Genomic DNA, 20619 nt, shown 5'->3' with positions numbered 1-20619 from the left:
TCAGAAGCTTGATTTATTACGGCTAAAGCCGCTATTAACTTTGGTAACCTAGTAGCTTGTAAGGTTAATAAAAAAAAGTTGTTAGAGTTGGCTTCCTGCAGATTTTATTTGAATTAAAGCATTTGCGAGGTTATCCCTCATTTCCAAAGTTTCTCAAAGCAGTGCCAGCTTAGCCAACGCACATAACTAATTTGAAGGGTTTGTCACTTCAAAAACACAAAAGTTAACATTTGTGTATACAAATTGTGAATAATTGTAACCAGCTAGAGCTAGTTTAAAAAGACCTTGCTAGTATGGGGAACTTACTTAATTTAATACTTTGATGTACGCTGATGCGGTATTCCTTCTCCTTATTAACTGCTCTATGTTTTAGCACTTTGTTTGCTTCGGTGCAAGCAACACAGGCAAGCAAGCATGCTGACGATTATACAGAGCAAGATATAACAACTGATCGCCTGCATTTGAGTTTAAGTGTTGGGGCTGGAGTTATAACCAACCCTTTGCATGGTGGAGATAATATTCCGCTTGTGCTTATTCCACAAATTGCGTTTTATGCAGAGCAATGGTTTTTTGATAATGGCCGCCTTGGCTATTCATTTTCACAATCCCCAAAGCATCACTTTAATCTAGTTAGTGAACTCAACTCTGAATCTCGCTTTTTTATAGACTGGCACCCTAAAAATGTATTTGCATTGCAAAGTAGTGCACTTAATAATCAGTTTGTAATGCAAAATGAAGCCTCGTCCTCTCGCTACGCTGATATTGATAATTTGCATAAACGGCAAATTGCCTTGGATGCGGGTATTGCATATCACTATGTAAATGAAGACCATGTTTTTTCAGTTCAGGCTCTGCATGATATAACCGATGTTTATCGAGGTGTACGCGGTGCATTGCAGTGGCAATATCATACTGTGCTAGGAAAGCTTAAAATAAAGCCAACACTTGGAATAAACTATAAATCTGCGGAACTAAATAGCTATTTTTATGGACTTAATGAGGGTGAAACTCAATTTGGCAAAATAGACGTTGGTAGTAGTTGGCAACCTTATGCTAAAATCGACGCACGTTGGCCACTGAGTAAGGCTGACTCTCTTCGTTTTCATGTAGCATATTACGACTATTCGGCTATGGATGGCAGTCCGCTCTTTGAACGTACTTATTCAATGACTGCATTTATAGGATTCGATCGTACTTTTTAATATGAAGTATTCAATATTAGTTGTGTTTATTACCACTTTTTTTAGTGGTTTTAGTGTGGCACAAACCCCTGTTTTTAGTGTTTCTCCAAAAGTCTGCGTGGTTTCCGAACAGCAGGATTTTTGCGATCTTGATTTACAGTTTAAATGGCTATTAAACACCTATAGTGATGTCTGTTTGTATCAACAAGAACAACTACTTCAATGCTGGCAGCAGCAGCGTTCTGGGCAATTTAATTATAAAGCGCGTGTTCAGGTGGAGACCATATACTCCTTAATCAATCCTCATACGGGTGTGTTAATAGCAAAAACACAGGTTGAAGTACAAAGCGCCCATGCTAAAAAAAATAGGCGTAGGCTTCGCTCTCCGTGGAGCTTTTTTTAATTTAGGAGCAACTAATGCCAAAAATTTTACTTGTTGAAGATGATCTCGGTTTACAACAGCTAACAAAAGATTACCTTGAACATAATGGCCTTGAAGTCGAAGTGTTAGACCGCGGTGACGAAGTGTTTAATTACCTAGAAAACAATACACCCGATTTAATGATTCTAGACGTTATGCTGCCAGGTAAAGATGGCTTTAGCGTTTGCCGCCAAGTAAGAGATAAATTTACTCTACCAATTTTAATGTTGACTGCTAAAGGTGAAGACTTCGACCAAGTGCTTGGTTTAGAACTTGGTGCTGATGATTATGTAATAAAACCAGCAGAGCCACGTGTATTACTAGCGCGGATCAATGCATTACTACGACGTGGGCAACCAATAGTAAAATCTAGTGAAGAGCTGCAGTTTGGTGATTTAGTCATCGATAAAACAAGCCGTATTGTAAAACTAAGTGATTCAGAGATTGTATTAACTTCGCACGAGTTTGAACTACTATGGCTATTAGCGTCAAATGCGGGTGAAGTACTAAGCAGAGAACATGTGCACCAACATATGATTGGCCGTCAATACGACGGACTTGATAGAACTGTGGATGTACGCGTATCACGAATTCGTAAAAAATTAGGCGATAATAGTGATAAGCCGTATCGTATAAAAACCGTATGGGGACAAGGCTATTTATTTGTTTCTGATGCATGGGATCTTTAGAACTATTTAAGGTTAATCGGCTGTAATGGGAAAACTGTTTACCAGCTTATACTTATATATCATTGTTTCATTATTTGTTGTAAGTGGTGTTATTGAGCAGCTGTGGCCCTATGAAGAGTCGCAGCAGCAGGTCTTCTTAGACGATGAGTTTGGGCAATCACTGTGGTTGCTTTCACAAACCCCAAATGGTCTTAAAAAACTAAAGCATAACTTTGAAAGTAAAGTGATTGAACGACGTGATTTAATACTTCCTCAAAAACAACAATCGCAGCTAAATCAAAACCACTACTTATATTTGTATGATAAGCAACAACGCATTGTTTGGTATGTAGATCTCGGTAATGATTCATTACTTCAAGTAGGACCGGTAGGCGTATTAACGCAGCAATCATCTTCTGTTTGGCCGTATTTATTACTACTTATTATTGTAGGTATACCAGTTGGGCTATGGAGCTTTTTACTCTGGCGTGACTTTGCAAAGCTACGTAAAGCGTGTGAAGCGGTAGAGGGTTTGCAAGACTTTCAACTAAATGACTCTTCTAAGTCTTTCTTTTTACCTATAACTGATACATTAAAGGTAATGCAGCAACGTATTGAGTTTTTACTTAGTGCGCAGCAAGAACTTACCTCATCGGTGTCGCATGAGTTTAGAACGCCACTAGCACGTTTAAAGTTTGCAATAGTCATGCTACAAGAACAAATGCTTGACGAAAAAGGCGAAAAATACCTAACAAACATGCAAACAGATATTAGTGAGCTTGAGTCACTAGTTTCTGAAATGCTTGAATACGCGCGATTAGACTCTCAACAACCAAGTTTACAGCCAATAAACTGCGATTTAGCTGGGCTGGTAAAAACCACTATTGAAAAGCTAAATTTTGAAGCTAGAACAACGCTCTCTATAAACCTCCCTGAGCATTTAAATTACTACTGTGATAGCCACTTTATGGCGCGAGTATTTCAAAATTTAATTGGCAATGCGCTCAAATACACTCATCAACAAGTCAAAATTTCATTGCTACAAGAGGCAACTCACATCGTATTGATTGTTGAAGATGATGGTGAAGGGATTGACCCCGTTGAGCGAGAAAACGTATTTAAGCCTTTTACTCGATTAGATAAAAGTAGAGGCAAGGACACTGGTGGCTTTGGTTTAGGGCTTGCTATAGTTGCTAAAATTGTGTCGTGGCACCAAGGGGAGTGTAAAGCAGAAAGCTCAAGCTTAGGTGGTGCTAAATTTATTGTATATTTACCTCTTAAATTTAAGACATAAAAAAAGCGCCTAAGGCGCTTTTTTTGCGGTTAAAAACCAAAATCAACAAGTAGCAATATAATAGACCGCAAGTATTTAAAAAAGTTCTCAATTATTTTTTATTTTTTTCAAGTAATGGCATTAACATTTGCTCAAGGCCATTTAGTTTAACCTCATACATCATCGCTAGTTGGCTACCAAGTTTCGAGTTAGGAAATCCCTGCTGTTTGAACCACACCAAATAAGGTTCTGGTAGTAGTAATAAAGGGCGCCCAGCATATTTCCCAAAAGGCATCGTTGTATTTACAGCTATTTTTAATTGTTTTGGATCCATAAGAGTTACTTAGGTTTTAAAGTCTGCGTAAGTGTAAGGGATTTTAGAAATATAAAATAGGCTGTGACGGGCAAGAAACAGCCTATTTTGCGAGGGAGTAGGCCCTCTGATTTAATAATTTTTTGTTGATTAATATAAACCTAGTTGAACTTTAATTAGCTGGGATCTAATTAAGTTATTATTAGAACATGGGGTTTTATTTAACCAACATGGATAGTCTACCTGTTTTTTATGGTCGTGGTGAAATGGCTTGTAAAGGAATGTAAATAGAATTGCTTTTCATTTAAAAACTAATAACAAAGCCTTAATGATTTTAAGGCTTTGTTATTTATAGACGTTATAAAAAGTGATTATTCGTTAAATAGCTCTTGTTTAACGTGCTCTGCAAAACCACTACCTGCTTCTAAGTAAAAGTTATAAGTAGAATGAACACCCATTTCTTCTAGCTCTTTTTGTTGATCAGGGTAGTTTGCAATAGCTGTTACTTGGCCTTTATAACCTGAGGCTTGTAGTTGCTCTAGCGCAAAAATATTTTGCATATGCTTTGGCATTGCAAGCATGACCATTTCTACTTGCGAATGATTTACTCGTTGCCAAAAGTCAGGATCTGTTGCATCAGCAATTAATACGTTGCGGCCTCTGTTAACGTGCTTATCTACCACTTCAGGTTTTATATCTATGCCTGCAACAACATTTGGGTGAGTCGCGTTGATTGTTTCATAAGCACCAGTACCAATACGTCCCATACCAAAAATGACTATTTTAGTATCGTTTAGGTTAACAGGTAGCTCTTCAGCTAAACGAGTTTTGCTTTCAAACTTTAATAGCCAGTGCTCTATTTTTACGTATAGCTCGTTTGAGCGCTTATTTAACGGCGAGGCAATTACAAAGGTAATAGAAACAGCAATTGCCATTACGGCCAGCCACTCAGAAGTGATCATGCCTGTGCTAGCTGCTACTGCACATACAATTAACCCAAATTCACTGTAGTTAGATAAACTAAAGGCGGTAAGTAATGATGTACGTGCGCGTAGTTTGAATATATTTGTGAACACGTAATAAAGCGCTATTTTAATAGGTAAAACTAAAACAAGTATAATAGCAACGATTAATGAGCTAGTGGTTAGCTCTGCGCTCAAGCCAATACTTAAGAAAAAACCGACTAATAATATGTCTTTTAAATTAAGCAGAGATTTTGATAGTTCTCCTGCTTTTTTATGTGGTGCAAACATCATCCCAATTATGAGTGCGCCTAGGTCGCCTTTTAATCCTGCAAATTCAAATGCATGATAACCAGTAACTAAAGCAAAGAAAAAACCAAATAATGGTAATAGTTCACCATGTTTAGAGCGATTTAATACGCCATACATGACAGGTCGTAATAAAGGCAGAGCAATTATTAATGCAATTGCCCATACATTTGGAATTTTACCTGTACTAATCGCTAAAAAGATAACAGCAAAGATATCTTGCATGACTAGTATACCAATGGCTATTTTACCGTGAAGGCTTGCCATTTCTCCGCGTTCTTCAAGCACTTTTACTGCAAATACAGTACTTGAAAAACTAAGCGCAAACCCTACTAATAAAGCACTTTGCCAACTTAAATCAATAAACAGTGGAATAGCGAAAACACCAAGCAATAACATAAAGCCACTAAAAAGCGCGCTGCTAAAAATAATATGCAATGTTGCAGGCGCCCACACTTGGGGTTTAATTAAACTGTTTACCTTTAGCTTTAAACCAATACTAAAAAGAAGAAGGGTTACGCCAAGTGCTGCTATTGTATCGAGCAACTCTGTACTTTTATAACCCGATAAATTTAAAGCAAAACCTGCTAATAAAAATCCAATAAGAGGAGGCAGCTTTAACTGATAAACAGCAAAGCCACACACAAACGCGGCGGCAAAATAGATTAGTTCCATAATTCTTAATATCACTTCATTTGGGGTTGCAGTGTAACGAAAAATTTATACCATTGAAAATAAAAATAGACCTAAAAATGAACGCGTCTAATCAAATACTTGCCTAGCTGTGTATAAAAAATGCGCATCAAACATATATTTAATCGTAAATAGCATGTAAATAACATTTTTTCACTGACATTGGCTTTTAAATATGGTTAAGATGCGATAACGAAGAAGTTTAAGCAAGAGCAAATAATAGAACCGCTCAGCTTAAGGAGAAATATATGTTTAAAAAGATTTTAGCGTCGGTAGGTATTGGTGCTGCAAAAGTAGATACTGTTTTAGAGACTGAACACCTACAACCTGGTCAGCTTTTTAATGCACAAATAGTCATTACCGCAGGTGATGTTAGCCAAGATATTGCAGGCTTAGATTTATTACTTATGACCCGTGTTAAAGTGGCAGGTGATGATGGTGATTATTTTACCAATCATGTGATTGACCAATGGCGAATTACAGATATAGGTACAATTGAGCCTGGCGAAGTTAAAAGTATCCCTTTTGAAGCACGTCTTCATTCTGAAACACCTATTACAGAAATTAATGCAGGTTACAATCAATCTCATGTGTGGCTTGAAACAGGTTTAGATATTGATTTAGCACTTGATCCGAGCGATAAAGACCATTTACATATTTACCCTAATGAAGCTGTTAAAACGTGCATGCAGGCGATGGAAAAGCTAGGTTTTAGCTTAATGAAAGCTGATGTAGAAAAAGGCCATTTGCGCGCTTCAACATTTCAATCGTTATCGGGCTGTTATCAGGAACTTGAATATAAGCCAAATAGCCGTAGTTTATTTGGCATTCAAGAGATCGAGTTGTCATTTGTACCAGAGGCACATAAAACACACGTGCTTATAGAGCTAGACAGGGCCTTTAGAGGCGATGGTTATGTAGATTTAACGATAGAGCATGACCACGTGAATTTATCGCAGTTGTGCGACCAACTAGAGCGCTTATTTGCTTAATATAAACTAACAAGTGAATAATTTTATTATACCCGGCCTAGGCTGGGTTTATTGTTTATAGGATTTAAAATGCAATTTAAATGTGAGCAGTTTAATGCTTTAGATGCGCATACTCTTTTTACTATTATGCGAGGACGTGTAGACGTATTTGTTGTAGAGCAGGCGTGCCCTTACCCTGAACTTGATGATGTAGATATTGATTTAAATACACAGCATTTATATACACTAGACAATGGGCGGCTACACACTTATGCCCGATGCTATGAAAAAAATGAGCAATACAGCGCAATAGGGCGCGTGCTGGTAAGTAAAAGTGCGCGTGGCAAAGGCGACGCCACTGTACTTGTAAGTAAAGCTATAGAATGCTGTAAAGAGCGGTGGCCTGAACGAGATATTTATATTGGCGCACAAACCTACTTACTTGATTTTTACCGCTCCTTTGGCTTTGAAGATTACAAAAGTGAATATCTAGAAGACGGTATACCTCATCAAGATATGATTTTAAAACTCACTCAATAAATCTAATTTAAGTAGCTATAAAAAAGCCCGCTAATGTGGGCTATTTTATTTAAAACTATTTTAAGGCTAAGGTATCATTTAGCTCAATAGTGAGTGTAAAAACACCATGCCAATAGCAAGTGGACATACAAACTTAGTATACCAAGGCCATATTTTCCAAAACAATGTATTGTGAACTTCAGGGTTACCCTCTTGAATTGCTTTTAGTAATGAGCCTCTATACCAAATCCAGCCTACAAATATACAACACATAAGACCAAGTAAAGGCTGAGCTACTTTTGTAGTGAGAGTGATTACTAAGCCAAATAAGCTGCTAAGGTTACACACAATTGTAATACTGACGATAGCGATTAGCGCCCCAATTAACCACGTTGCTTGAACGCGTTTCATCCCAAAGCGCTCTACGGTGTATGATACTGGCGCCTCTAACATTGAAATAGATGATGTTAAAGCGGCAATACTCATTAACGCAAAAAATGAAAAACCCACAAATAAGCCAACTTCGCCCATTCCATCAAATAAAGCGGGGAGTACCTGAAACACTAATGTATCTTCAGAGAGTAGCTTACCCGTTGTGGCCGAGAATATTTCAACGCCTTGAGCTTGTGCTACGTACATAGCCGGAATAATCAGTAAACCTGCAACAAAGGCTATAAATACATCAATAAGGGTCACATAGGCACCTAAAGAAACAAGATTTTCTTTTTTACTAATGTACGAGCCGTAAATAATCATTACGCTAGTGCCAAGCGATAAAGAGAAGAAAGCTTGCCCTAGTGCACTTACTAATAGTTTTGCGTCAAAAATAGATGAAAAGTCAGGAACTAAGTAGGCTTTTAAGCCTTCCATAGCACCATCTTGCGTCATCACATAAGCAATAAGTGCAAATAAAATGCCTAAAAGTGCAGGCATTAAACGCTTAGACCACTTTTCAATACCGTTTTCAACGCCTCTACTTATAATAGCGACAGTTAGTACAATAAATATCATAGTGAATATAATATTTCGAGTAAGTGATTGCTCGCTTAACCATGTAGATGCTGTGTTGGCACCAACTAAAGTGGCTATGGGTTCAGCTGTGGCGCTGAGCATCCAACCGGCAACAATGGCGTAAAAGCTTAGTATAAAGCCAGCGCATAAAATACCGCCAAAACCAACAGCAAAAGCAAAGTGTTTTTGCCATGACTTATTAGATATTTTTTGAAGTGATGACACTGCGTTTGCTTGGCCATGACGTCCAATCATAAGTTCAGCCATTAAAGCGGGGTAGGCTAAAAAGAACGCAAGCACTAAATATGCGACTAAAAATGCAGCACCGCCATTACTTGCTGTTTGTGTAGGGAATCCCCAAATATTGCCCAAACCAACGGCAGAACCCGCGGCGGCCATAATAAAACCAAAGCGAGAGCTAAACTCGCCTCTAACTGCGCTCATATTATTGTACTTCTCTATTGTGTGACGGCGGTGACAATCTACTGGAAATGTAAAAAAATAAAAAGTGCTTATTTGCTGATCTAGCACAAATTAATAAGTAAAGTGTATGTTATAACCATCGATTTTAATTGTTGTTATTAAGTCGTTTAAAATAACGAGTTGATTTTGTTTAATAATTGTTAATTACAGTCTGTAACTATTGCTTTACGAATTATGGTGCTGTGCAATAGTGAGAGTAAAGCACGCCCCCCCTAACTGGGTGCTTTTACTTACTTTAACGCTGCCATGATGCCAATCAGCTACCTTGGTAACAATGGCTAGGCCAAGGCCATAACTCTTATCGGCTCTGTTACGGTGATCTTCCTCTCTAAAAAATGGGCTAAATACATTACTAAAGTTCTCTTGTGCGATACCAGGGCCGTCATCTTCTACCGTTATTATAAGCTGTTGCTCGTGTAACTTTGCACTGAGGTAAATATGTTGGTTTGCAAAATCACATGCGTTAGTTAATAAGTTAGTAATTGCACGAGCCAGCCAGTGAAGATCTGCATTTATTATTTTATCTGTACTATTGAGCTGTACGTTGAGCATTTGCATTTCAAGTTTTGGTGCAAGTTGAACTAAAATATCTTCAAGGTAGGATTTAATATTGGTTGATGAATAGGTTAGTTTATTCGCGTTTTGCTCTAAAGTAGCAAATGCTAAATAGCTACTAAGCATCGATTCCATATGATCTAAATCGTTTTCCATACGGGTTAAATACTGTTTTACTTTTTGCTCATCATGGCTATCTAATGCCGCATCTAAACCAAATCGCAGGCACGCGATAGGGGTGCGGATGTCGTGAGACAAGCTCGAGGCCATTAGTTTGTTTTCGGCGACAAGTTTCTCTATTTGGCTAGCCATGCGGTTAAAAGTAAGCTCTACATCTTTTATATAGGTAAAGTGCGATACCTTTATTCGGACTTGAACATTACCAGAGGCAAACTTTTTAGCGGCTTCATTTAAGACAGTTAGCCGTTTAGCTAAGGGCGCGATAATAAACCCCATAAATACACATAGGCCTGCGTAAAATAGTAGAGTTAATATAATGTCGTTATGCTGCTCGCTATCAAAAATTTTATCTAAGCGCATTGATAAGTGAAAAGGATTTAAAACGTCGCTACTATAAAGCATATAAAAGCCTTGCTGATCCTCTAAAATCAGCCCACCTGGCGTGTGCATTTGTAATAACAAAGAAGGTGGTAAGGCGAGTGACTCATTTGGCTTGTAGTCAATTAAAACATCAAACTCTCGGGCTAGTTGTTTTACATAATCGCTGCGCTCAGATGTAGGTATGTTAGCTAACTGCTTATTAAAACCCATGATCATTTTACTTTGCTGACTAAATTCATCTTGTGGGGTATGCGCTTGTTGACTAAAAGCATCAATAAGCCAGCCCAATACCAAAATAGATAAAAGTGCACTGCCTAGAAGCGATATATAAAACTTTTTCATTTATTTATTCATCGCTCTATTACCACGCGGTAGAAACAAGTAAATATCCACGGCCCCAAATAGTTTTAATTTTTTCGGGGTTTTGTGGATCATCATTAAATTTTTTACGAAGTGCAGAAATAAGTACATCAACACTTCTATCAAGCCCGTCGTACTCTCTACCTTTCGTCGCTTTAAATACGGCATCGCGTGAGACAACTTGACCTGCATTGCTTGCAAGGTAGTGTAATAATAGATATTCGGCGCTTGATATGTTTATGTCTTGCTCGTTAAGGGTCACATTTCTAGATTCGGTATTAATACTAAGTGCACCAACTTGAATAACGCTTTGGCTAACCTGTGGCTTATTTGGCTCATTGTTTTGACGCAGTGCTGCTTTTATTCGCGCTAGTAATGCACGCGGACGCACCGGTTTCATTATGTAGTCGCTTGCGCCAACTTCTAAACCAATAACTTCATCCATCTCTTCATCGCGTGCTGTGAGCATTATAATAGGCGAATTATAAAAGCTACGAAGCTCTCTACATACGCTGATACCATCTTGCCCCGGGAGCATAATATCAAGGAGCACAATATTTGGGTTTAACGTTTTGACCTTGCTAACAACTTCGTCACCACGATGACAAACATGCGTTGTATAGCCTTGCTCTGTTAAATATTCAGCAACCCATTGCGCTAGTGATGCATCGTCTTCAACAAGTAAAATAGTGCCGTAGTTATCCATAAAAAATCCCTAATGCGATTGGTATTAAAATAGTCGCCAGCGGCGTTTTTTTTGTCTGTTTTGATAAACCCATTGTAGTTTTACTTCTGCTGTACTGATGACTTTGGATGTATTGCTATCAAATAGTTCAAATGAAATGCTTTGCTGTGAGTCAAAAGCATAATTAAAAGTACCACTTTGTTGCTTTAGCCAACATTGCATAATGTACTTTGAAGTTGCATCGCGTAGGCAGTAATTGCCAATGATAGGTTGCTCCCACGTAAGTGTGACATCGGCATAGCAATTACGCCCTTCGCGCAGTGCAACACAAGTGTCGGGTAGTGCTATGAGTGCTTCAGGGGGGTCCTGCGCTTTAACAGTAAAGGTACTGGGAAAGATCAGTAATACCCAGATCCATCTAAAATACATAACGTAGGCCTACCTTGGCTTTATGTTGATATCCTTGGGAAATAATTGGGCTGTCGTCAATTTCTTTTGAAAACCATGTAGTAAGCCAACCGGATAAAAACACCCAATCTTGGCTTATTGGATATTCAGCATGGAACTCAAAGATAATACTAGTACTGGCATTGCTGGTATAAATCGGGCGAAGGCTGGTGGCTTCATCGCTATCAATGCCAAAGTAATAATTGGTAAAGTCAGCAGAGTAGGCGCTTAAACCAACACCAGACCTAAATTCCCAGTTTCGCCATGGCAAAATGTGGCTAAAAAAGCTATTTATAACCCAGCCATTATGGGCACCAGATATGTCATGAAGGTATTCAAAGGAGAATTGTGAGTTTTCAAATCGGCGCGAGAGCCTAAGACCAACATCAAAATCGTAATTACGTTTTTTAATACCTTGGAGTTCTTTTATAACACCGTGGTTATAAAACCCGAGGCCTTTTTCGTCAAACCCGGCTTGAGTATTTGTGCCAAGTATATCTAAGCCCCAATCAAATTTATCTATAAGGCTGTAACCAATTACAAGACCACCGCTGAGTTGATTGTGATCAAAATCAAGATAAAATTTATCGTAAGAAACAGCAAGACTTAAATCAAGCTCAACGCCCTTATCGTAAGATTCGATACCGATTAGGTAAGAATCTTCAATATAAAAGCCCGCACCTGCACTCCAATCCCAGGCAAAGCCTTGGGTTGGCTCTAACGTATTGTCTGCATAATAGCGATTACTTGCCATACTTGTGGTGCTAAAAATAAAGCAAAAAAGCAATGTTATGCTCACTAAAGTATGGTTAAGCAAAGTGTTTCTCATCCCTATGGGGCCTAATTATTATTTGTTATTAAGCGTAGTATATTGTTAATTCGTTCCTTTAATCTGTAAAAAAATGTAGTAAGTGTTAGGTCTGTTGAACTTTTAAGGTTAAATTTTCAGCAGTCTGTTTGGTATATAGGCAAGGCAGAGCCTATGCAGTGTGGCTATTCCCCATAAATGGGCGATAACGTAGCATTAATGCCAAACAGGCGCTGCCCAATGGGTTCTTCCTAAGGGCTATTTACGCTTTGTTGCTCGGTTTTTACTTATTCTTACATGGATGTAAGCCATTAGAATAACGCAGGAGCAGTTATCGAGCCCACTAGGTTACAAACCGAGCGCCGCGATTAAATAGCCCCTAGTTTGAACAAATTTTAATCCGTAAAGATCAACAGACCCTAATTTACTGAACTTTAATTTTATCGATTAATATACTGCTTAAGTAAAACTGCATCATAGGCGTTAATGCGCTTACTTCTGTTCTGTTACATGGACCACTAAGCTTGGCAAGGCTAGATAACTTTGACAACGTTTTGTACTGAGGAATTTGAATGTCTTTTCCAAGTCTTTCCATGCGGGCTTCATCAGTATTTTGCTGATGGACAAAAGCGACAACCTCAAGCTCATTAGTTATTTTTTGCTCTTCGGTGAAACTATAAACTAGTGGCTCACGATGAAAACTTGCACTATCAATAGAAGATTTAGCAAACCAAACAACATCACCCGATGCTTTGTGTGTGAGGCGCATACTTACTTGTGCGAATATTGCAGCGCATTCCTGAGTTGGGTATTGCTGAGCAATATCTGAATATAATGTAAAAGGGTTCTCAGGTTGCTTTATTGCGTACTTAACATCGTCAGTGAAAGTTAAATCAAGTTGCTGAATAGTTAGTGTGTAGTCGCTGTTATTTTTAGTGGTTACTTTTAGCTGTTTATCGTTAAGTGCTTGGCTAATTTGCGATAAAAGTTTATCGGTTACACTTGCCTTATCGGTAATAATTTTTACTGTTTGGTTTCTAACTACCTTATGTGCAGGAAGTTGAACGGATTTAACTTTTGGGGATGAGTGTTCTGTGGTGTACTCAAGCTGGTAGGTCTGACTTTTTAATGTTGGCTTTAATGGCATAGCCAGTGGCTCGGCCGGCTGCTTTGTAAGAGTACAACCAGTTGATAATATAACAAAAAGTGACACAACTAAAAAACGCATAAGTACTAAACACTCACTAAAAACCAAATAATTGTCGTATTGTACGTTAGTCCAAACAAAACTTCATGATATTATCTACATAGATGTAGTTAAAAAGATAAAATTTATAAAAATGAAGTATCTCAAATCTTTATTGTATAGCCTACCTGCTTTGTGTTTGTTGTTTAGCTCTGTGAGTTTTGCAGCAAAAGCAGATCCTGATTGGGATGCATTTGTAAAAAAGTACGGCCGTTATGCGCAAAAAAAACTGAAAAATAAAGGTATACCAGGCGCTGCACTTTCGATTGTAAGTACAAACAACTCAGACTACATCCACACCATGGGTGTAACTAAAACCCGAAATGGACAAAAAGTAAATAAGCATACCCGGTTTAGGCTCGCGTCTGTTTCTAAAACATTTGCAGGCTCGTTATCAGCTAAATTAGCCAATGAGGGTTTACTTAAATTAGATAAAGCTGTTAGCGATTACATAACTGAGTTCAAAGGGACTGTTTATCAAGATGATTTAAAGGTATTTCACCTTCTAAGTCATGCAAGTGGGTTAGTGCCTAATGCGTACGATAATTTGATAGAGTCTCGTATGGATTACCCCAGTATTGTTGAAAAATTACTTAGTGTTAAACCTATTTGCAAACCAGGCGAATGTTACGGTTATCAAAATGTTATGTTTAGCCTTATAGGTAATGTGATATTACAAAGCAGTGGTAAAAGTTACGCGCAGTGGTTACGGGAAACTATTTTTGCGCCTTTAAAAATGAGTGATGCCAGCTTAGGTTTTGAATCTATGGTTCAGGATGAAAATTACGCATTACCACACGTGCGCGGTACAAAACGTTGGTATAGCGCTAAGCTTAAAAAAAATTATTATAAAGTGGGACCTGCAGCGGGTGTAAACGCAAGTGCAAATGACATGGCCATTTGGTTAAAAGCCCAGCTAGGGCAATACCCAGATGTTTTGTCATTGGATACTCTAGCAAAGCAAACGCGTCCTTATACACATACAAAAAAAGAAATGCATCGCAGGGTGTGGAAAAAACACCTTAATGAGGCTTATTACGGACTAGGTTGGCGGGTTTATAATTACGCTGATGAAACGCTTTACTATCATAGTGGCTGGGTGCAAGGATATAGAAGCGATGTGGTTGTGTTTCCCCACTTAAATGTTGGTTTTAGTTTAATCGTTAATGCTGAAACCGGCGTAATAAATGAATTAACAACTGAATTTATCGACAGGCTATTAGAATACAAACGAGGTAAAAAAATATGAATAAAATAATATTAGCAATCACTTTTTTAGCCTTGTCATTTAATTGTAGTTTGGCATTTGCCGCCCCTGACGAGGTATATTTGTTTCGTCATAGCGAAAAGTTAACGGGGAAAAACCCAGCGCTCTCAGAAGAGGGGAAGGCACGTGCAAATAATTTAGTTACTTTGTTTAAAGAACATCAAAATATACATCTTTTTAGCAGCAACTATAAACGCACGTTGCAAACAGCCGCACCTTTGCAGGCACATTTTAATACCAAATTAAATGTGTATAACGCAGGTGAGCTAGGTGATTTAAAAAATGAGTTACTCAAACTAAAGGGTGTAGTTGTTGTTATTGGGCACAGTAATACGACGCCGCAACTGGCTGAACTACTCTCCAATGAAAAAGTGCCAGCTATGAGTGAGACACAATTTACTCAGTATTTTATATTGCATAATAAGCCCAGAAGTAATGGCACTGATTATGATGTAACGCACCATACAATGAGCTTTTAAATTAAAAAGTGTTATATAACAAAAAACCAGCATTAAGCTGGTTTTTTAATTTAAACGTACTAAATCCTTTAAATAGGATTAATTAGTTACGTGGTAAATGTATTTTTTTCTCAACACTTTGACGATAAAGCACAATAGTGTGACCTATCGTTTGTAGCTTAGTCGCACCAGTTTCACGTACGATTGCTTCAAAAATAAGTGCTTTTGTTTCACGATCATCAGTTGGAACTTTAACTTTGATTAATTCGTGAATTTCTAATGCACTTTGAATTTCGACTACTACGCCTTCGGTTAAACCGTTAGAACCTAGTAAAACTACAGGCTTGAGGCTATGTGCCTGACCTTTTAAAAACTGCTTTTGTTTGTTTGATAATGTCATGTTTATACAAATTTTGCTGAATATGGCTTGAATTAAGGGTATTCTAACGCCATCTAGAGAATATTACTAATTAGTTGCGTGTTAATTTATGACAAATAAAAAACAGTCAGCCAGTTCACAGCGATGGCTGAAAGAACATTTTGATGATAAATATGTTCAAGAAGCGCAAAAAAAAGGCTGGCGTTCACGAGCGGTTTTTAAATTAGATGAAGTACAAAATAGAGATAAGTTACTTCGCCCTGGTATGACCGTTGTTGATTTAGGAGCAGCTCCAGGAAGCTGGTCACAGTATTTGGCAGAAAAAGTAGGTGACAAAGGTCAAGTAATTGCCTGTGACATATTACCTATGGACTCACTTGCGGGTGTTGACTTTTTACAAGGTGACTTTCGTGAAGAAGCTGTGTTAAATGCGTTGCTAAAACGTATTGATGGTAAAAATGTTGATGTGGTACTCTCTGACATGGCACCAAATATGAGTGGTAATAACTCAGTAGATCAAGCGGGTAGTATGTATTTGGTAGAACTTGCGCTGGATATGTGTAGTCAAGTACTAAAGAAAAATGGCGCATTTATTGTTAAGGTTTTCCAAGGTGAAGGCTTTGATCAATACTTGCAAGATGTACGTAATAGTTTTAAAGCAGTGAAAATACGCAAACCTGATGCCTCACGTGCCCGTTCTCGGGAAGTATATATAGTAGCGACTGGATACAAACTGTAGTACAGTTGCTTGGCGTTTAGTTGAATTTAAATTAATTGGATACAAGAGGTTAACCCCTTGAGCGATATGGCGAAAAATTTAATACTATGGCTGGTGATTGCAGTTGTGCTGATGTCAGTCTTTCAGAGCTTTAATGGTGGCGAGCAAGTTGATCGTCAAACAAGTTACACTCAATTTGTTAAAGATGTCCGCAGTGGCTCTTTACAAGAAGTTATTATCGACCGCGGTACAGGAAATATTACTGGTACTAAAAGCAGTGGTGAGCGTTTTCAAACAACGATGCCAATGTACGATGAAGACTTAATAAATGATTTACTTAAAAATGATGTAAATGTGAAGGGTGTACAACCTGAAGAACAATCATTCTTAGCAAGTATATTTATTTCTTGGTTCCCGATGATACTGCTTATTGGTGTATGGATATTCTTCATGCGTCAAATGCAAGGCGGCGGCGGTAAAGGCGCTATGTCATTTGGTAAGAGTAAAGCTCGTTTAATGAGCGAAGATCAAATTAAAACAACGTTTGCAGATGTTGCTGGTTGTGATGAAGCGAAAGAAGATGTTACCGAATTGGTAGACTTTTTACGTGACCCTTCTAAGTTTCAAAAGCTTGGCGGTAGTATTCCTAAAGGCGTACTAATGGTTGGTCCTCCTGGTACTGGTAAAACGTTACTTGCAAAGGCTGTTGCGGGTGAAGCGAAAGTACCGTTTTTTACAATTTCTGGTTCAGATTTTGTTGAAATGTTTGTCGGTGTTGGTGCGTCACGTGTACGTGATATGTTTGAACAAGCTAAAAAAGCGGCACCTTGTATTATCTTTATAGATGAGATTGATGCGGTTGGTCGTAAACGTGGCGCAGGTATGGGCGGCGGTAACGATGAACGTGAGCAAACACTCAACCAAATGCTAGTAGAAATGGATGGTTTTGGTGGTAACGAAGGTATTATCGTTATTGCGGCAACTAACCGACCAGATGTTCTCGACCCTGCATTACTTCGTCCAGGTCGTTTTGACCGTCAAGTTGAAGTCGGTTTACCTGATATACGTGGTCGTGAGCAAATACTTAAAGTACACATGCGTAAAGTGCCATTAGGCGATAACGTAGAAGCGGCTGTTATTGCACGTGGTACACCTGGTTTTTCTGGCGCTGATTTAGCGAACTTAGTAAACGAAGCTGCACTTTATGCTGCACGTGGTAATAAACGTGTTGTAAGTATGGCTGAATTTGACGCTGCTAAAGATAAAATCATGATGGGCGCAGAGCGCAAAACCATGGTGATGAGCGAGCAAGAAAAAGAAATGACAGCATATCACGAAGCAGGCCACGCAATTGTGGGCCGTATGGTTCCTGAACATGATCCGGTTTACAAAGTATCTATTATTCCACGTGGCCGTGCGCTAGGTGTAACAATGTACTTGCCTGAACAAGACCGTGTTAGTCATTCAAAAGAGCTTTTAGAATCAATGATTTCAAGCCTTTATGGTGGCCGTATTGCTGAAGCGCTTATTTATGGTGCTGATAAAGTAACAACGGGTGCAAGTAACGATATTGAGCGCGCAACTGATATTGCACGTAAAATGGTTACACATTGGGGTTTAAGTGAAAAGCTAGGTCCATTGCTTTACGCTGAAGATCAGAACGAGATGTATATGGGTGGTGGCGGAAGCCGTGCATCTAGTATGTCGGATGATACTGCTAAAGTAATTGATGCTGAAGTACGCTTGTTTTCAGATCGTAACTACCAAAGAGCAGAAGAAATATTAAAAGAAAATATTGATATTCTTCACTCAATGAAAGACGCGTTAATGAAATACGAAACAATCGACGCTAAGCAAATTGATGATTTAATGGCGCGCCAACCAGTGCGTGAGCCGCGCGATGCTCATGACCGTCATGAAGCTAAACCGGTAAAAGAGCAAGAACCTCAAGAACCAGTTGCTGATGAAAGTCAAAAGACTGATGATTCATCGAAAAAAGATGAAACAAACCTTGATGATAAAGCTGAATAATCGTTAAAATAGCTAGTGAAAGCCCCGAATTTCGGGGCTTTTTTGTATCAGCTATTTAGAAAAAGAATAAAGGTTGGCAATGACTAATATATTAAAGCTTCCCAGAGGACGTACGCTCAGTATTGAAAAGCCTGTTATTATGGGAATATTAAATGTAACGCCAGACTCATTTTCTGACGGCGGGCAGTTTTTAGACCCCAAAATAGCGCTAAAGCGCGCAATGCAGTTATTAGATGACGGTGCGACGATTTTAGATATAGGGGGAGAGTCAACCCGTCCAGGCGCGCCAGATGTGAGTTTAAAAGATGAACTTGCTCGCGTGATCCCTGCAATTAAAGCGATACGTGAGTATAGTGATTGCGTTATTTCAATTGATACTAGTAAAGCACCGGTAATGGAACAAGCAATACTCGCAGGGGCAGATATAGTCAATGATGTAAGGGCTTTGCAAGAAGCTGGAGCCTTAGAAACTGTTGCACAATTTAAAGATGTTGCTGTTTGTTTAATGCATATGCAAGGGCAGCCCCGGAGCATGCAATCGGCACCTCATTACGATAATTTGTTTGCAGATATAAATATGTTTTTTAGTGAACGTATTAAAGCATGTGAAACAGCAGGGATTAAGTTTGAGCGACTTATTCTAGACCCTGGTTTTGGATTTGGAAAAACACTTAGCCATAACTATCAAATATTGGCTAAGTTTGATGATTTTAATAAATTAGGATTGCCGTTATTGGCTGGGTTATCTCGTAAGTCGATGATAGGTAATCTATTAAATAGAGAAACAAATGAGCGATTAGCGGGCAGCTTAGCGGGTGCGTTAATCGCGGCGCAAAATGGCGCAAAAATTATTCGTGTACATGACGTTAAAGAAACCGCAGACGTACTTGGTGTATATCAAGCCTGCGAGAAAGGAATTGCATAATGAAAGAAAGAAAATATTTTGGTACTGATGGCGTACGTGGTCTAGTAGGAACGCCACCTATTAACCCTGAGTTTGCAATGAAGTTGGGTTGGGCTGCAGGGCGCGTATTATCTCAAAGTGGTACTAAAAAAGTCATTATAGGTAAAGATACGCGTATTTCTGGCTACATGCTTGAAACTGCACTTGAGGCTGGTTTAATTGCCGCTGGTATTGATGTTGTATTACTGGGTCCAATGCCGACACCTGCAGTTGCGTATTTAGCGCAAACATTTCGTGCAGAGGCAGGCATAGTAATTAGTGCCTCACATAACCCTTATTATGATAACGGTATTAAGTTTTTCAATGGGCAGGGTCTAAAGCTTGACGATGAAGTAGAACTTCAAATTGAAGCGATGCTTGATGAACAAATGACCTGTGTTGCTTCAGATAAATTAGGTAAAGCTTCGCGTTTAGTTAGTGCAGACGGCCGTTATATAGAGTTTTGTAAGAGCCAGTTCCCCCAAGGGTTATCTTTAGAAGGTCTTAAAATTGTTGTCGATTGCGCAAATGGGGCTACATACCATATAGCTCCTTCTGTCATGCGCGAACTTGGCGCTGAAGTTATAACACATGCATGTGAGCCTAATGGCGTTAATATAAATCATGAATGTGGCGCTACTCATGTAGATACTCTTAAACGCAAAGTGCTTGAACTCAAAGCTGACGTAGGTATTGCATACGATGGAGATGGCGATCGTGTAATGATGGTTGATCATAATGGTCGTGTATTTGATGGTGACGATTTAGTTTATATTATTGCTTGCCAAGCTGCCGAAGATGATATGTTGGGTGGAGGTGTAGTTGGCACTGTAATGTCTAACATGGGTCTTGAAAATGCTTTAAAAGCGAAAGGTATCGAGTTTGCTCGCAGTAAAGTGGGTGACCGCTATGTAATGGAATTACTACAGCAAAAAGGCTGGAAAATTGGCGGTGAAAGCTCAGGCCATGTATTAAATTTAGATTTAATTAGCACGGGTGATGGCATTATATCAAGTTTGCAAGTACTTGCAGCTATGGTTGCACAAAACCGTACACTACAAGATTTGGGTGCTGGTTTTACTAAATATCCAATGAAAATGATTAACGTGCGCTATACCGCTGGAACAGATCCGACAAAAGCGCCAGAGGTACTTTCAGCTGTAGCAGAAGTTGAGCTTGCTTTAGGCGACAAAGGCCGAGTTTTACTGCGCAAATCAGGCACAGAACCTGTTGTTCGTGTTATGGTTGAAGCCGAGCAAGAAAAAATTGTAATAGACAGCGCTCAAAAAATTGCAGCTGTTGTAGAATCTATGAGCAAACAGACTGATTAATAACAATAACCTCTTGTAACTTTGGG

The 20619-nt window shown here is 38.8% G+C and carries 21 protein-coding genes; 12 read left to right on the top strand and 9 right to left on the bottom strand.

Annotated features, from left to right (window positions below; translation table 11 throughout):
- Window positions 1-389 precede the first annotated feature (389 nt).
- Genes H5120_RS13840 through H5120_RS13825 form a run of 4 tightly spaced genes read left to right on the top strand, consistent with a single transcriptional unit; the run spans window position 390 to window position 3564 of the window.
- Window positions 390-1202 (top strand): MipA/OmpV family protein, encoded by an 813-nt coding sequence (locus H5120_RS13840; protein ID WP_182675066.1) that lies wholly within the window; start codon window positions 390-392, stop codon window positions 1200-1202.
- Between the two features lies 1 nt (window position 1203).
- A complete protein-coding gene (locus H5120_RS13835) occupies window positions 1204-1584 on the top strand; it encodes a DUF3019 domain-containing protein (RefSeq protein WP_024594944.1) in 381 nt (126 codons plus the stop codon).
- A 14-nt stretch (window positions 1585-1598) separates the two neighbouring features.
- Complete coding sequence (locus tag H5120_RS13830; protein ID WP_004335729.1) at window positions 1599-2291, top strand: response regulator; 693 nt, start codon at window positions 1599-1601, stop codon at window positions 2289-2291.
- Between the two features lie 25 nt (window positions 2292-2316).
- Complete coding sequence (locus H5120_RS13825) at window positions 2317-3564, top strand: ATP-binding protein (RefSeq protein ID WP_182672327.1); 1248 nt, start codon at window positions 2317-2319, stop codon at window positions 3562-3564.
- Between the two features lie 91 nt (window positions 3565-3655).
- Here H5120_RS13825 and H5120_RS13820 read toward each other — a convergent pair whose 3' ends face one another.
- Together H5120_RS13820 and H5120_RS13815 are read right to left on the bottom strand one after the other, a co-directional pair.
- On the bottom strand, window positions 3656-3877 hold the full coding sequence (locus H5120_RS13820) for a DUF3820 family protein (RefSeq protein WP_024594942.1): 222 nt from the start codon (window positions 3875-3877) through the stop codon (window positions 3656-3658).
- 350 nt (window positions 3878-4227) lie between these two features.
- Window positions 4228-5802: a cation:proton antiporter family protein gene (locus H5120_RS13815; RefSeq protein ID WP_182675064.1), complete on the bottom strand. Its 1575-nt coding sequence runs from the start codon at window positions 5800-5802 to the stop codon at window positions 4228-4230.
- Between the two features lie 266 nt (window positions 5803-6068).
- Here H5120_RS13815 and H5120_RS13810 point away from each other — a divergent pair, with 266 nt between their 5' ends.
- Both H5120_RS13810 and H5120_RS13805 read left to right on the top strand, forming a co-directional pair.
- On the top strand, window positions 6069-6812 hold the full coding sequence (locus tag H5120_RS13810) for a sporulation protein (RefSeq protein WP_004335740.1): 744 nt from the start codon (window positions 6069-6071) through the stop codon (window positions 6810-6812).
- A 69-nt stretch (window positions 6813-6881) separates the two neighbouring features.
- Window positions 6882-7331, top strand: a complete 450-nt coding sequence (locus H5120_RS13805) for a GNAT family N-acetyltransferase (protein ID WP_004335742.1) — start codon at window positions 6882-6884, stop codon at window positions 7329-7331.
- A gap of 78 nt (window positions 7332-7409) precedes the next feature.
- On the opposite strand, the gene H5120_RS13800 is transcribed toward H5120_RS13805, so the two are convergent.
- The 6 genes from H5120_RS13800 to H5120_RS13775 all read right to left on the bottom strand — a co-directional run bounded on the left by H5120_RS13800 (window position 7410) and on the right by H5120_RS13775 (window position 13448).
- Window positions 7410-8765 (bottom strand): sodium-dependent transporter, encoded by a 1356-nt coding sequence (locus H5120_RS13800; protein WP_182672328.1) that lies wholly within the window; start codon window positions 8763-8765, stop codon window positions 7410-7412.
- 204 nt (window positions 8766-8969) lie between these two features.
- On the bottom strand, window positions 8970-10262 hold the full coding sequence (locus tag H5120_RS13795; RefSeq protein ID WP_182675062.1) for a HAMP domain-containing sensor histidine kinase: 1293 nt from the start codon (window positions 10260-10262) through the stop codon (window positions 8970-8972).
- 19 nt (window positions 10263-10281) lie between these two features.
- Window positions 10282-10986, bottom strand: coding sequence for a response regulator transcription factor (locus tag H5120_RS13790; protein WP_039484510.1), 705 nt, complete (start codon window positions 10984-10986; stop codon window positions 10282-10284).
- Window positions 10987-11010: 24 nt separating this feature from the next.
- A complete protein-coding gene (locus tag H5120_RS13785) occupies window positions 11011-11394 on the bottom strand; it encodes a DUF3019 domain-containing protein (protein WP_024597091.1) in 384 nt (127 codons plus the stop codon).
- Window positions 11384-12166: a MipA/OmpV family protein gene (locus H5120_RS13780; RefSeq protein ID WP_004335751.1), complete on the bottom strand. Its 783-nt coding sequence runs from the start codon at window positions 12164-12166 to the stop codon at window positions 11384-11386. The genes H5120_RS13785 and H5120_RS13780 overlap by 11 nt, the downstream gene beginning before the upstream one ends.
- Window positions 12167-12644: 478 nt before the next feature.
- A complete protein-coding gene (locus H5120_RS13775; protein ID WP_002963149.1) occupies window positions 12645-13448 on the bottom strand; it encodes a hypothetical protein in 804 nt (267 codons plus the stop codon).
- 112 nt (window positions 13449-13560) lie between these two features.
- On the opposite strand from H5120_RS13775, the gene H5120_RS13770 reads away from it, so the two are divergent.
- Entirely contained in the window at window positions 13561-14715 is a 1155-nt protein-coding gene (locus H5120_RS13770) for a serine hydrolase (RefSeq protein WP_024597089.1), read from the top strand.
- Window positions 14712-15212, top strand: a complete 501-nt coding sequence (locus H5120_RS13765; RefSeq protein WP_002963152.1) for a histidine phosphatase family protein — start codon at window positions 14712-14714, stop codon at window positions 15210-15212. The genes H5120_RS13770 and H5120_RS13765 overlap by 4 nt, the downstream gene beginning before the upstream one ends.
- 82 nt (window positions 15213-15294) lie before the next feature.
- Here the strand turns inward: H5120_RS13765 and yhbY are convergent, their stop codons facing one another.
- Window positions 15295-15591 carry a ribosome assembly RNA-binding protein YhbY gene (gene yhbY, locus H5120_RS13760; protein WP_002963153.1) on the bottom strand — a complete coding sequence of 99 codons (297 nt, stop codon included), beginning with the start codon at window positions 15589-15591 and terminating at the stop codon, window positions 15295-15297.
- Window positions 15592-15679: 88 nt separating this feature from the next.
- On the opposite strand from yhbY, the gene rlmE reads away from it, so the two are divergent.
- From rlmE to glmM, 4 genes are all read left to right on the top strand, one after another.
- A complete protein-coding gene (rlmE, locus tag H5120_RS13755; protein WP_002963155.1) occupies window positions 15680-16309 on the top strand; it encodes a 23S rRNA (uridine(2552)-2'-O)-methyltransferase RlmE in 630 nt (209 codons plus the stop codon).
- A 66-nt stretch (window positions 16310-16375) separates the two neighbouring features.
- Window positions 16376-18319, top strand: coding sequence for an ATP-dependent zinc metalloprotease FtsH (ftsH, locus tag H5120_RS13750; protein ID WP_259395785.1), 1944 nt, complete (start codon window positions 16376-16378; stop codon window positions 18317-18319).
- Window positions 18320-18398: 79 nt separating this feature from the next.
- Window positions 18399-19244, top strand: coding sequence for a dihydropteroate synthase (folP, locus tag H5120_RS13745; protein WP_182675058.1), 846 nt, complete (start codon window positions 18399-18401; stop codon window positions 19242-19244).
- The gene (gene glmM / locus H5120_RS13740; RefSeq protein WP_182675056.1) at window positions 19244-20593 is read left to right on the top strand and encodes a phosphoglucosamine mutase; all 1350 of its coding nucleotides are present in this window, start codon (window positions 19244-19246) and stop codon (window positions 20591-20593) included. Before folP ends, glmM begins: the two co-directional genes overlap by 1 nt.
- The last annotated feature ends 26 nt before the right edge of the window (window positions 20594-20619 follow it).

Origin of the sequence: Pseudoalteromonas sp. SR43-2 (genome assembly GCF_014163885.1) — a bacterium.
In the GTDB taxonomy this organism is placed as follows: domain Bacteria; phylum Pseudomonadota; class Gammaproteobacteria; order Enterobacterales; family Alteromonadaceae; genus Pseudoalteromonas; species Pseudoalteromonas distincta.
This window is presented reverse-complemented; position numbering and strand designations above follow the sequence as displayed.